Origin of the sequence: Spiroplasma endosymbiont of Phycita roborella (genome assembly GCF_964031195.1) — a bacterium.
GTDB classification, from domain to species: Bacteria; Bacillota_I; Bacilli_A; order Mycoplasmatales; family VBWQ01; genus Spiroplasma_E; species Spiroplasma_E ixodetis_A.
Map to the genome: position 1 here is coordinate 142266 of NZ_CAXIQJ010000002.1, position 14029 is coordinate 156294.

Annotated in this window: 12 protein-coding genes; 3 read left to right on the top strand and 9 right to left on the bottom strand. The window is 23.7% G+C overall.

What is annotated here, in order from left to right:
* Positions 1–15: 15 nt before the first annotated feature.
* The 5 genes from AAHM95_RS01185 to AAHM95_RS01205 all read right to left on the bottom strand — a co-directional run bounded on the left by AAHM95_RS01185 (position 16) and on the right by AAHM95_RS01205 (position 7743).
* Entirely contained in the window at positions 16–972 is a 957-nt protein-coding gene (locus tag AAHM95_RS01185; protein ID WP_342273870.1) for an SGNH/GDSL hydrolase family protein, read from the bottom strand.
* A gap of 105 nt (positions 973–1077) precedes the next feature.
* Positions 1078–2154, bottom strand: coding sequence for a hypothetical protein (locus AAHM95_RS01190; RefSeq protein WP_342273871.1), 1077 nt, complete (start codon positions 2152–2154; stop codon positions 1078–1080).
* A gap of 253 nt (positions 2155–2407) precedes the next feature.
* Positions 2408–5278: an excinuclease ABC subunit UvrA gene (gene uvrA, locus AAHM95_RS01195; protein ID WP_342273872.1), complete on the bottom strand. Its 2871-nt coding sequence runs from the start codon at positions 5276–5278 to the stop codon at positions 2408–2410.
* Positions 5279–5674: 396 nt separating this feature from the next.
* A complete protein-coding gene (locus tag AAHM95_RS01200; RefSeq protein WP_342273873.1) occupies positions 5675–6505 on the bottom strand; it encodes a hypothetical protein in 831 nt (276 codons plus the stop codon).
* A gap of 120 nt (positions 6506–6625) precedes the next feature.
* A protein-coding gene (locus AAHM95_RS01205; protein ID WP_342273874.1) for an IS3 family transposase occupies positions 6626–7743 on the bottom strand; the annotation gives its coding sequence in 2 pieces (ribosomal slippage) (positions 6626–7473 and positions 7473–7743; 1119 coding nt in all).
* Positions 7744–7885: 142 nt separating this feature from the next.
* Here AAHM95_RS01205 and AAHM95_RS01210 point away from each other — a divergent pair.
* The gene (locus AAHM95_RS01210; protein ID WP_342273875.1) at positions 7886–8680 is read left to right on the top strand and encodes a hypothetical protein; all 795 of its coding nucleotides are present in this window, start codon (positions 7886–7888) and stop codon (positions 8678–8680) included.
* Between the two features lie 60 nt (positions 8681–8740).
* Here AAHM95_RS01210 and AAHM95_RS01215 read toward each other — a convergent pair whose 3' ends face one another.
* Positions 8741–8965, bottom strand: a complete 225-nt coding sequence (locus AAHM95_RS01215; RefSeq protein ID WP_342273876.1) for a hypothetical protein — start codon at positions 8963–8965, stop codon at positions 8741–8743.
* A gap of 42 nt (positions 8966–9007) precedes the next feature.
* On the bottom strand, positions 9008–9973 hold the full coding sequence (locus tag AAHM95_RS01220) for an NUDIX domain-containing protein (protein WP_342273877.1): 966 nt from the start codon (positions 9971–9973) through the stop codon (positions 9008–9010).
* A 300-nt stretch (positions 9974–10273) separates the two neighbouring features.
* Here AAHM95_RS01220 and AAHM95_RS01225 point away from each other — a divergent pair, with 300 nt between their 5' ends.
* Together AAHM95_RS01225 and AAHM95_RS01230 are read left to right on the top strand one after the other, a co-directional pair.
* Positions 10274–11404, top strand: a complete 1131-nt coding sequence (locus AAHM95_RS01225) for an Mbov_0401 family ICE element transposase-like protein (RefSeq protein WP_342273878.1) — start codon at positions 10274–10276, stop codon at positions 11402–11404.
* Between the two features lie 167 nt (positions 11405–11571).
* Positions 11572–12810 carry an IS256 family transposase gene (locus tag AAHM95_RS01230; RefSeq protein ID WP_342273945.1) on the top strand — a complete coding sequence of 413 codons (1239 nt, stop codon included), beginning with the start codon at positions 11572–11574 and terminating at the stop codon, positions 12808–12810.
* On the opposite strand, the gene AAHM95_RS01235 is transcribed toward AAHM95_RS01230, so the two are convergent.
* Together AAHM95_RS01235 and rpsD are read right to left on the bottom strand one after the other, a co-directional pair.
* Positions 12807–13019 carry a hypothetical protein gene (locus tag AAHM95_RS01235; RefSeq protein WP_342273879.1) on the bottom strand — a complete coding sequence of 71 codons (213 nt, stop codon included), beginning with the start codon at positions 13017–13019 and terminating at the stop codon, positions 12807–12809. The two genes, AAHM95_RS01230 and AAHM95_RS01235, sit on opposite strands and share 4 nt — an antisense overlap.
* Positions 13020–13252: 233 nt before the next feature.
* The gene (gene rpsD, locus AAHM95_RS01240) at positions 13253–13864 is read right to left on the bottom strand and encodes a 30S ribosomal protein S4 (RefSeq protein ID WP_174480874.1); all 612 of its coding nucleotides are present in this window, start codon (positions 13862–13864) and stop codon (positions 13253–13255) included.
* Positions 13865–14029: the final 165 nt, after the last annotated feature.

The following is a 14029-nucleotide window of genomic DNA, read 5'->3' on the forward strand; positions in this document are numbered from 1 at the left end:
AATAAATATTTCTAATTAATTCTTATTATTATTTATTAATTTAATTAATTCTTGAGCGATAATATTATGTGCTCATTTATTAGGATGAATGCTATCAAAAAAGAAATAATTATTAATATTTTCTTCATTAACACCTTTATTGAAATGAGGAACAATAATACCATTATTAATTATCTCACTAAAATCAGTAGTAACTGCTGCATCAATAATATTGTTATTAATATTCAAGTTTTTAAACTTATTAATAGCGTTTGTTATTGCTGCAAACATATCATATTTAATAATATTTTTTTTATTTTTATTTAATTCTTCAATAACACCATCTAACATTTTATTAAAATTAGTAGTTAAATTTAAAATACGTTCCTTATCTTTTTCTTTATTTTTAAATAAAGGGATAATACTCATATTAGGAACATTACATAATAAAATATGTTGAGCACCTTTATTTATCAATTTAGTTAAAGCATTTTTTATTAACTCAACTGCTTTATTAATAATTTCTTCTTGGTCCTTTAATAACGATTGTTTAAAAGCATATAAAATATCATTACCACCAAACTCTACTAAAATTATATCATTACTATTAATATGATGCTGACTAATTAAAGCATCTACTTGATGAGTAATATCAAAATGATTAATAACAAAACTTTCTACTGTTAATTCTTTTTTTCTACTAGCTAAAGCTCCACTAACTGCATAATTATTACCAATTTGCTCATCAGCAAATAAAAAAAGGTCAAATCTTCAAGCAGAAGTTAAATTTATATGCAAATAATCGGCAATAATTTGTGCTGCCACAGGACCATTAGAAAAAGAATTTTTATAAAATGGTGGTAACATTTTAACTATTTTAGGTATTTTTAAATGCTTAAAAAGAGCTGTAAAACCACTTACTAATGCTCCTGTGTCTGATAAACTATCTCCCAGAACATAAAAGTTACCTTTAATTTTTTCTTTATTATTCATAACTTCTCCTTCTAACATAAACTTAAACTGAAAATATCTTAACATAATTGATTTAGCTTGTCATAGTACAAAAAATAATTATGCTAAAAGTGGAAATTATTATATTTAAATAATAGAATTTCCTCTTTGTTTATAATCTTTAATAATATTAATAGTAATTAATGTTGCCATTAAACAAGTAATACAACTAATAATATTTAAAACAACAGCAACAATAGTAATTTGATATGAAAAAACTTTATTATCATTAAATTGAGGTAAAAGCACAATAACACTAATAATTTCGCAACTTGTTCCAATAATACCTAAACAAAAACTAATAAAATCAAGCGAAATACTAAATTGATCTTTTCGATATAATTTCATATTTTGTTTTATCAAAGTTTTCTTTAATCTAATTAAACGGAACATTAAGAAAAAAGTTAGAAAAGCTAAAGTAAAACTAGTAATATCAAAAAAAATTGTAACAACAGTTATTCAAAGTGATGCTTTATCATTATCTCAAAAAGGTTGTAATGCTAAAATACTTAGAATTCCCAAAAAAATACCTATTAAACCAGTTCCAAAACTTATTAAATCCATTTTAAGAATTTTTTTATTAAACTTTAAAAAATATACTCTTTTTTCCAAAGTGACAAATCCTTTCATGTCTATATATAAGTAAGATTTTATCATATAAATGGATATATTTTCTCCAATTTTATAAAGTTGCTCTTTTTGATTATTTAAAACAACTTTTTCACATTCTATTCTATTAACTAATCTTATTTCAAAATTATAATAACCAAAAGTTAAAAACTTAACTAATTTACTTTTAAATTTAAAAATCTTACTTGTTTTTTGTTTTTGAAAAACTTCTAATTTTTTAAGACTATTATTATGAAAATTTAAAATAATTTCTTGTTGATTATTAATTTTATATAATTTCTCTTTCAATTCTCATTTTTTACTACTTAATTTACAATTTAATTCTATTTTTAATGCTGTAATTTTATCAATGAGTTTATCCTTTTCCTTCTGTTTTTGTTCCTCTCATATTAAAGTAAATTCAAGTAATTCAAACTCTAGTTCTTTATCTCATGGGAAAAAATTTTCTTTTTCAAACTTAAAAGAAAGAAATTCAAGTTCTTTTCTTTCATCATTAATTACTTCGTCTTTTACTTTCACTAAAAATTTTTGCATTCATTGATACTGTTTTTCCATTATTTTTAAATTTTTTTAAAAAAAATCTTTTTCAAAAAAAATAAATCAATATTCTAAGTATTGTATATTAGAAGAAGTACTAAAAACTTCTTTTAACTTTATTATATTACTTTTAACATTTTGTATAGTTGAATTTATAAGTATTTCTTTTAAATTTGGTACTACTTCTAAAAACATTTTATTTTTCCACTTCTTTTGTTAAAATTCAAGAATACTACAGAAAATATTTTAATTATTTTCTATTCAAATCGCGATTAATAACTGCTTTTAAATATTGTCCAGTATAAGACTTAGGATTTGTTATTACTTGTTCTGGTGTTCCTGTAGCAATGATTTCACCACCAAATTTACCACCCTCAGGTCCTAGATCAATAATGTAATCAGCAACTTTAATAACTTCTAAGTTATGTTCAATTACAACAACAGTATCACCATGATTAACGATTTTATTTAAAACTTCAATTAACCTTTTAATATCATCAACGTGTAAACCAGTAGTTGGTTCATCTAAAATATACATAGTTTTGCCAGTAGCACGTTTTTGTAATTCTTTAGCTAGTTTCACTCTTTGTGCTTCACCACCAGATAATTCAGTAGCAGGTTGCCCTAATTTTACGTATCCTAATCCCACTTCTTGTATCATTGCTAATTTTTTATGGATTTTTGGATGATTAGCAAAAAAAGTTAATGCTAAATCAACAGGCAGTTCTAGTACATCATAAATATTTTTACCTTTATATTTAACTTGTAATGTTTCACTATTATAGCGTTTTCCTTCACAAATTTCGCAAGTTACATAAACATCTGGTAAAAAATGCATCGCAATTTTAATAACACCATCGCCAGAACAACGTTCACATCTTCCTCCTGGTACATTAAATGAAAATCTACCTTTAGCATATCCTCTAATTTTTGCTTCTGGTGTTTGTGTAAATAAATCACGAATATCATCAAAAACTGAAGTATAAGTAGCCGGATTACTCCTTGGTGTTCTGCCAATTGGTTCTTGCGAAATAGCAACAATTTTATCAATAAATTCAATCCCTTTTATTGCTTTATGTTTTCCTGGTCGTTGTCCCTTTAAACCCAAATACTTTTGAATACTAGTATATAAAATATCATTAACAAGCGTTGATTTACCACTTCCTGAAACACCAGTAACACAAATAAATTTACCTAAAGGTAATTTAACATTTATTTTACGTAAATTATTAGCTTGTGCTTCTTGAATTTCAATAACTTTACCATTACCACTTCTTCTTGATTTAGGTAACGCAATAAATTTTTCACCATTTAAATATTTTCCAGTAATTGAATTAGGATTATTAGCAACTTGCTGTGGTGTACCTTCAGCAATTACTTCACCACCATAAATTCCGGCTTTTGGACCAATATCAATTAATCAATCTGCTGCTCACATTGTATCTTCATCGTGTTCTACTACTAATAATGTATTATCAAGATCTCGCATTTGTTTTAAAGTTTCAATTAACTTAACATTATCACGTTGATGTAAACCAATTGAAGGTTCATCAAGAACATACAATACTCCCGTTAATTGTGAACCAATTTGAGTTGCTAATCGAATTCGTTGTGATTCACCACCAGATAAAGTTTGTGCCATTCGTGATAAGTTTAAATAACCTAAACCAACATTAGTTAAAAAACTTAAACGATTAATGATTTCTACTAATATTAATTTAGCAATTTCTTGTTGATAAGCTAATAATTTAATATTTAACATAAATGTTAAACTTTCTTCGATGTCTAAATTAGTATAATGACTAATATTCATTTCTTTATTATTTTCATCTTTAATTTTAACTGCCAATGCAAATTCATTTAATCTTGTTCCTTGACAAGTTAAACAAGTGCGTTCACTCATAAATTTACGATAATAATCACGGGCAAAATCACTAGTTGTTTCTAAAAAACGTCTTTCAATTAAAGTGGCAATGCCTTCAATATAATCATGATTAGGATATTTACGACCATTTGCCGAAGTAATACTGAAAGTAATGGCTTCATCACTACCACGCATAATATAATTAAGTTGTGTTTTTGTTAAATTTTTTAATGGCTGATTCAAATCAATTAAATAATGATAACAAAGAACTTTTAATTTTTGTCATTCTAAATTACTAGTACCAACTAAGTTTTTATAATACTCAATGCCACCATCATTAATTGATAGTTTTAAATCTGGCATTAATAATTCTTCGTCAACTTCTAATTTTACTCCCAAGCCTTTACAATCAAAACACGCTCCACTTGGTGCATTAAAAGAAAATAAACGCGGTTCTAAACTGGGAATTGAAAATCCACAAATTTTACAAGCATATTTTTGAGAAAATAATCACGTTTCATTTGTTTGCGATAAAATAACCTTTGCTAAACTATTACTATGATTTAAAGCAACTTCTAAAGCATCATGAATTCGTGAAATAGTATTATCATCATTGGTAAATTTAATACGATCAATAACAATATCAATATCATGACGTAATGATTTATTCAATTCAATTGGTTCATCTAAACTATATATTTTATTATTAATTTTAACTCGCAAAAAATTTTCTTGTTTTAATTTTGCTAATAAATCTTGATGACTACCTTTTTTAGCATTAATAACTGGTGCTAAAATTTCAATATTAGTATTATCTTCTAACGTTTTAATTTTATTAACCATTTCTTTTAAAGTTTGCGTGCTAATTGGACCATGACCCTTATTACAATAAGGAGTTCCAATTCGTGCATAAAGTAAACGCAAATAATCATAAATTTCAGTAACAGTACCAACAGTACTGCGAGGATTATTACTTGTAGTTTTTTGATCAATAGAAATTGCTGGTGCTAAACCATCAATAGCATCAACATCAGGTTTTTCGCTGTTTCCTAAAAATTGACGAGCATAGGCTGAAAGTGATTCAACATATCTTCGTCTTCCTTCTGCATAAATTGTATTAAAAGCTAATGATGATTTACCACTTCCTGAGACACCAGTAATAACTACTAACTTATACTTTGGAATTTTAATATTAACATTTTTTAAATTATGTTCACGTGCACCTTTAACAGTAATATATTTTTGATTATCTGTCATTTATTCCTCCACTTATATGCTCTTTCTAATTAATTATATACTATATATAGTTAACTTTAATAGCATTATTGCTAATTAATATTAAAGAATATCAATTATAATTAGTTTAAAATATTATCTAAATCAATATTTAAAATTTTAAAATTATTTATTGCAAAAGAAAATATATAAAAACTTAAATTACAAAAAAATGAACAATATATATTCAAAAATGAAATACAGCAATTGCTCATTTTATAATAAAATTTAAAAATTAGAATTAATTATTACTAAAAAATGTTATATTCCAATATTTTTTCTAATAAAAAATAATTGGAATAATTTTATTTACTTAAATTATATAAATTTATCCATTAACTTTATTTATATTATTTTTTTCTTTCTTTTTTATTAACTTTAACTACTACTATTTTCTCCTTGATATTGTCAAAGTTCAGCAAATATTCCAGCAGCTAAATTATTCTCGGTATTAGAGATGCCTTTTCCAGTATCAGCAGTTGTTTTAGTTCGCAAAAGATCATTATAACTACCTAAGAATGGTACATATTTAGAACCTAATGATCCTGAAGTTCTTTCATTAATAAAAGCTAGTTTTGCTGAAGCAGGAGTGGTTCATACCTGACCATTATTTAAAAATGTATGATTATGCTTTCCAACACTTCCTGATGTTTGTCCTTCTTTATCACTCTGAACTATTGTTAAACCTTTAGCAAGATCTACTTTTACTCAACCTTCTGGCATTTTTGATCCAACAGGCATTCATTTATATTCACCAGGAATTCATTGTCCTTTACTTTCATCTGATTTTTTATTTTTTTCTTGACAATCTTTTAATTGTTCTTCTAGTTCTTCTCTTTTTGCTTTACATTCTTTTAACTGTGCTTCTAGTTCTTCTCTTTTTTCTTTACATTCTTTTAAATCTTCTTCTAATTTTTTAACTTTATCTTCAAGACCTTCTAATTTTTTATTTTTTTCTCTACATGCTTTTAATTGTTCTTCTAATTCATCAATTTTATCTTCTAGTTCTTTAATTTTTTTTGATTTATCTAATGATTCTTTTACTGATTTTGCATAAAGACTACTTATTTCTTCTAATTCATTAGCTGTTTCTTGTAATTTTTTATTTAATTTTTCCATTTTTGCTTGACAATCGCTATCATCAACATTAACAGTAGTAACACTTTCTCAACTATCTTCTTCTACTGTCTTATTTTTTTCATTTATCATTTTTAAGTATCCTCCTTTTTATTAAAATTCTCGTATACTATTTTTATTAATAATGAAAATTATTGAAAATATTATTTTGTTTCAATTTTAAATAAGATGGAATGGCAACCCTTTTTAGGACTATTTTTTGGTAGACATTTGTTTTTGATAACTAATTGGAGTTAGGTAGTTTAGAGTACTGTGAATTCTTATGTTGTTATATCAATTGATGTAATCAAATAATTCTAATTTTAATTGGATTAATGATGTAAAATTTTTATCATTAATAAATTCAATTTTGAAAGTTTTAAAAGTTGCTTCAGCAACAGCATTGTCATAAGGACATCCTTTTTTGCTTAAAGATCGAGTTATGTTGAAAGCTAATAAAAGTTTATCAATAGTTTTATTATTGAATTCATTACCGCGATCAGTATGAAATATTTCAATATCTTTTAAACAGTGATTTGATTGCATAAATGCTTGATATACTAATGATGCATCTTTTTTAATTCCAACACTATGTCCAATAATTTCGCGGTTAAATAGGTCGATTAATAGGCAAATATAGTTTCATTTACCATTAACTTGAACATAAGTTAAATCACTAACAATAACTTCATTTTTAATTCTATTATTAAAGTTTCTATTAACAAGATTGGTTATTTGACTATCATTGACTTTATTATGATAATTTTTGAATGATAATTTAGTGTATTTTGATATTAAATTATGCTTATTCATAATTTCTTTAATTTTTCTGCGTGATAAATAAATTTCTTGGTTTGCTAGTATGACTTTTAATCTTCTAGTACCATAAACTTCTTTATTTTCTTTAAAAGCACTAATAACAGCTTGTTCATAAATATTATTTTGAATTTTATTTTTTTTCTTTAAATTAAAATAATATGTTGATTTAGAGAGTTTTAAAAAATGACACATTGTGCGAATTTTATATTTAGATTTATTATTTGCAATAATCTCTACTTTCTGCCTATTATTAGTGCTGCTTGCTTTAAAATATCAATTTCCATTCGTAACTGTTTTAATTCTTTATTTGCTTGAATTAATTGTTTTTCTAAATCTGAAAGATTATCTTTAGTTTTAAAACTACCTGAATTAGTAAATTGCTTAATTCAATTGTAAGTAGCTGCTCTTGTAACATTGTATTCTTTAGCAAGGCAAGATACTGATTTGCCACTTTGATATAAAGCTACTATTTGTTTTTTAAATTCATCTGAATATGAGTTAATAGTGACCATAATTATAATTCCTTTCTTTTAACTAATTTGTTCACTTGTCTATGTAATTAGTGTCCAATAAAGTGTAACCCATCCATATAACTATAATAGAAACTTTGAAGGTGCTACATATGATGAAAAAACAGGTAAACCAACAAATAAAATGGCAATATTACGTGATACATTTTCAGGACAAAAACCTGATGAAATTATTACTAATTTATTTAGACAGTGAGAATTAGATTATCCAAATTACATCAATTTATCACAAGTTAAAATATTTAAACAAGTATTTATTATGTTATCAAAATATATTTATTCATCTTTATCAATAAATAAAGAATTAAATGATGATAATAAAATACTATTACCTTATTATTTTGAATTAAAATCAAGTCCAATAAAACCTAGTGATAAAGATATTTGAAAATATAAAGACGTAAAAGTTATATTAAAATCTCAATATTTTGATTTTACAGATATAAATCATATTAAATTAAAAAATAATGATATTAGTCAAAATCAATTATTCAAACTAGATGATAATCAATTTAACTGATTATCTATTACAAATGAATTAGAAAGTAATAATATACCTTCATTAATTCCTGCTGATTGAACATTAGCAAATGGTGAATATGGAAAATATTTTACAAGAACAATTATTAGTAACAATAAAATTGAAAATGCTTTAAATTTATATGGTTCAAATAAATCACAATTATTTTCAAAATTGGAATTTTATGAAGAAATTTTACAAATTGATAATATTAATGAATTTGAATTACAAATTAAAAACCCAATTACTAATTTAAATCGGGTTGAGATTAGTGGTATATTTGGTGCTGGTGACTATGATTTAATTTTAATAACTGATAAACAAGAAATAAATCTAACTAATATTAACTTATTTGATAAATATAATGAAAACATTTCTTACATAAACTTAGAAATTTAATTATCAAAATATCCATTAGGATATTGACCATTTCATTTTATATCCTCTTTAAATTTTGGCTTAATATCAAAATATAAATCTATTTTGTTTTCATCATATAAATTTTTGGTTTCTCATATTGTTGTTCCAGCCCCCCCAGTAAACTGTATAATCATGTCCTAAAAATGATTGATAACCACTAGTTTTATTTTGTGCTATTGAACCAACTATTAAACCAGTTGTAGCAAGAACTAATGCTAAAATTGATGTTATTTTATAAAAATTTGTTTTTATTCATGTTTTCATATTAAATTACTCCTTTTAAATAATCATTTTATTAAATTTTAATTATAAACGATATGTTCCTTTACTTATTGATGGTTGATTTCTTAAGTCTGTACTTATTCATTGATTATTAATTTGTTCTATGTTATCTTGAATTGATAGTTTATTTTGATTTTCATTTTTAAATATTTTTTGACAAATAGCTAAACAAAATAAATCACGACACTTAGATTCCATTTCCTCATAATTAAAAAATTTAGCAAAAGTATTTTTTTCTATTTCTGTACCATCACCACTACCTTTATAAGTTATATTTAAATCTAAATTCATATCTGTTAAATCTATATAAAAAATATTTCATTTTTTTGTACTTGATTTATTTCCATAATATGTATTACAATAATTAATTTTATCTTTTTTATCTATAATATCAATACCAGTTTCTTCTCACATTTCATTAATAACAGTTTGGATAAGTTCATATTTTTCTAAACCACCTGTAATAGTAGCCCAAGTAGGCTCTTCACTATATAATGTATTTAATTCTTTAACCAATAAAAAATAATATTTATTTTCTTTAATAACATAAGGCAATATAGCAACTCCTTGATTATTACATCAAGGCTCTTCAACACCATACATAAAACCAACTTTAATAAGTTTAATAAACTCTTCTTTTTTTTCTTCTCTTTCTTTTTGAAATTTTTTTGAAATTTGATATTCATGTTGTTCAGCAACAAAATTTGCTAGTTCAGAATAGTTTCTTAATTCATATTTAATAAATAAATTATCGATACTTATATCTAATGCTTTTTCATTATTAAAAGTTTTTAAGCAATTATCATTTTTTAAATTATTAAAATATTTTTTGAAAATTTCATTTTGTTCTTTCATTCAATTAACTTTATTAATATTAAGTATAATTTTTTCTAATTTTTCTTTTTTGTTTTTAATAATTTGTTGTTTCTTAGATATTTTTAATTTTGATTGAATTAGTGATTGTTTTCGAAATATTTTTTTTGAATTCATGATATTAAACTCCTCTTTTTCTTTAATTTTACTTCTAAATTGTACTGATTTTTTATTATTTTTACAAGTATGCTTTTAAATAGAAAATAACGCCTAAATTAAAGGCGTTTATTTTGTAATACCTATACTATTAATTATATTGAAATTGTTTATTATATTTTAAATATGAAAGTTGTTTTTTAAATATTTTTTATTTTATTTAAAATTACACTTATATATGTATATAATAAACAAGTAAATTAATATTTTTAAAATATTTACAATAAATTTAGATTTTTAAAAAATAGTTAGGAGAATAATATGGATTTTAATTATAAATGAACTTATAAAGAACAATATCCTAAAATTGATAATTTAATTTTAGAACATATAACAAAGAAATGAGAAAAATGAGATTGAAGAATAAAAAATACAAGAGATAAAAAGAAATATAAAATTGTTGACTATCAATATCGAACAAGAAAAACATTATATGGAATGGTAACATATAAAAGAAGAATTTATGAATATTTTAATGAAGAATTACAAGAATGAATTCGTGTTTGTTTAGTTGATGAAATACTACAATTACCTAAATATAAAAGAATTGGTGAAGATATTGAAGATACTATTATTGAAAATTTTGCAGATGGAAAAAGATATCGTGATATTTGTGTTATTTGTAAAAAAGCAGGCATTAGTGTTAGTAGTGTTCATAGAGTTTTTAAAAATTTTGAAATAGTTGAAGCAAATCCAGTAAAAGTAAAATTAGAAAAAAATCAACCTATTTTTGTAGCAATTGATGATGGTCATCGAAAATTTTGAAATTTTAAACGTAAAGGTACAAAACATTCTATGCGATTAATATTAACATATACAGATAATATTAATCACAAAGTACAAAATAAAAGAGTAAAAGCAATTATTAGACCAACAAAAACAAAAATTGGAGTTAAAAAAACTGCTGAATTTGTTAAAGAACATTGTCAAAAATTTTACGAAAACATTGAACAAGCAAAAATTATTATTTGTGGTGATAGTGCAGGATGAATTAAAGAAGTTGCTGATTATTTAAGTACACAGTTTGTTTTAGATAAATTCCATTTAATTAGAACATTATATCTTGGTATAATGGCTGGAAATAAAGCAAAATATTTAAAAGAATATAATTATTGCAAAAATTTAATTAATAATGGTCAATATGAAAAATTAATTGAATATTTATATAAAGAATTAGATAATCATAAAAAATTAAAGAAAAAATATTTTAAAAATAATAAACAAGGTATTGAAAATCAAAGTGCAAAGTGAAATATTGGTTGTTATACTGAAACAAATATTTGACATGTTTTAAAAGAAATGCTTGGTAATAGAACATATAATATTTTAATTTATATTAAAATGGTTATTTTTAAATGTAATAAGATAAATACAGAAATACAATTATTATAGATTAAAATTGAATTTTTTTTTTAAAAAATCAAAATAAAATAAAATTTATTAAATGTGTTTTAATAAGAATTTTGGAAATGTTTAGTAATCTGTGTAACTTACAAAAATAACTATGTTTAATTAATTCTAGTAAATATAATTAAATGACTAGAAAGAGTGAGTTACAGATGGCTAAAAAAGATAACTTTAATAATAATGATCCAATATCAAAAGCAGTAGATTTATTACTAGAAAATACTGAAGATTTAACAACAGTTTTTAAACCTGGCGGTTTATATAAAGAATTAACAAAAAGATTAGTTGAAAAAATGTTGAATTCTGAAATGCAAAATTATTTAGGATATGAAAAAAATCAACATAGTACTACTGAAAATGCTCGTAATGGTACAAGTTCAAAAAAATTAATAACTCAACAAGGTAAAATTGAAATTGATGTACCAAGAGATCGCAATAGTAATTTTACTCCTGTAATAGTTCCTAAAAGGCAAAGAAGATTTGATGGTTTTGATCAACAAGTTCTTTCCTTGTATGCAAAAGGAATGACATTATCTGACATTAGAATGCAGTTGCAAGAGTTATATCATGGTGCTGATATTAGTGAAAGTGTTATTAGTCAAATTACTGATGATGTTATTGATGATGTTAAAGCATGACAAAATCGACCATTAGAAAGTATTTATCCCATTGTTTATTTTGATTGTATAGTAGTTAAAGTACGACAAGATAAACGGATTATTAACAAATCAGTTTATATAGCATTAGGAGTTGATTTAGAAGGCAAAAAAGATGTTTTAGGATTATGAATTAGTGAAAATGAAGGTTCTAAGTTTTGATTATCTAATTTCACAGAAATGAAAAATCGTGGCTTAAATGATATTCTTATTGCTTGTAGTGATAATTTAACAGGCATGTCAGAAGCAATACAATCAGTTTATCCTAAAACAGAACATCAATTATGCATTGTTCATCAAATTAGAAATAGTTTAAAATATGTTTCATACAAACATCGAAAAGGTCTAGTTGCAGATTTAAAACCAATTTATAGTGCATGTAGTGAAGAACAAGCAATGCAAGCTTTAGAATCGTTTGAAAGTAAATGAAATAAACAATATACTCAAATTACTAAATCTTGATATAAAAATTGAGATAATTTAATGGTTTTTATTAGTTATCCAGTAGAAATCAAAAGAGTGATTTATACTACAAATGCTATTGAATCTGTTAATAGTCAATTACGAAAAATCATCAGAAATAAAAAAGTTTTTCCTAATGATATGGCAGTTTTCAAAATATTTTACTTGGCAATTGAAAATATAACAAAAAAATGAACATTGCCTATTCAAAATTGAAATACAGCAATTGCTCATTTTATGATAAAATTTGAAGACAGAATTAATCTAAATTAGTAACTTTGTAAAACAAAGATACACAGATTATTAAAAAGCCTCGTAAAAAATGGAAATACGCTACTAAAAATTAAAGGAATTATAGCTATTCATAAAATTAAATATTTCTTTTTATTTTTATTAATTCCTAATCAACCAATAGCTGTTATCATAACAGCTATTACAAAAGTAATACTAACTATTTTTTCAGAAATTTCATTTTTAATCATTTTTATTTTTCCTTTCCTCATCTCTAATTAACATTATATCATTTAATTTAATTGACATAGTAGTAGGAGAAAAATTAATTGTTAGTTTTGTTTAAGGAAATTGATTGATAGATAATTAATTTATATTTTATTTTTTCAAAAACAAAAAAATGATAAATGCTTTTATTGACATTTACCATCTAAAAAATAAATCTGTTATCAATTGATAACAGATTTTAAATTAATTATTAATTTTAAGCACGTCCATATGATTCAACAACTAATGCTTCATTAATATCAGTATTTAGTTCGTCACGTAGTGGATGACGTACATATGTACCAATAAATGTTTTTTTATTGAATTCAATAAATGGTAATGTTGAAGCATTAGCGCTTAATGCTTCAATAATTTTTGCATTTTTTTGTGCTTTTTCAGTAATAGTAATTTTATCTCCTATTTTAACACGATATGAAGGAATATTAACTTTTTTACCATTAACTAAAACATGACCATGATTTACTAATTGACGAGCACCTTTTCTTGTTAAAGATAAACCTAAACGAAAAACAATATTATCTAATCTTGATTCTAAGAATACCAACAAGTTAGTACCAGTAACACCATGAGTTTTTTTTGATTCATCAAATAAATTTTTCATTTGACGAGCATTTAAACCATAAGTGAAACGAATTTTTTGTTTTTCTTGTAATTGTAATCCATAGTTAGAAAGTTTAATTCTTTTTTGACCGTGTTGTCCAGGAGCGAATGTTCGCTTTTTTCCTTTTGCAAATTCTTTACCAGATTCAAGAATTGAGAAGTTTAATCTTCTTGATTTTCTAAAAACTGGACCAGTATATCTTGACATAATAAAAACCTCCTTGGAATGTATACAAACACAAAGAGACTTTAATAAGTTCTCATTAAGATAGTTTACAATTCGCCAGAACAGCACTGGTTACTATTAAGATTAATAGAAAATTCTACTAATAAAAAGAATAATCTTTGAGGGTAAACTATTTGCAACTTAATA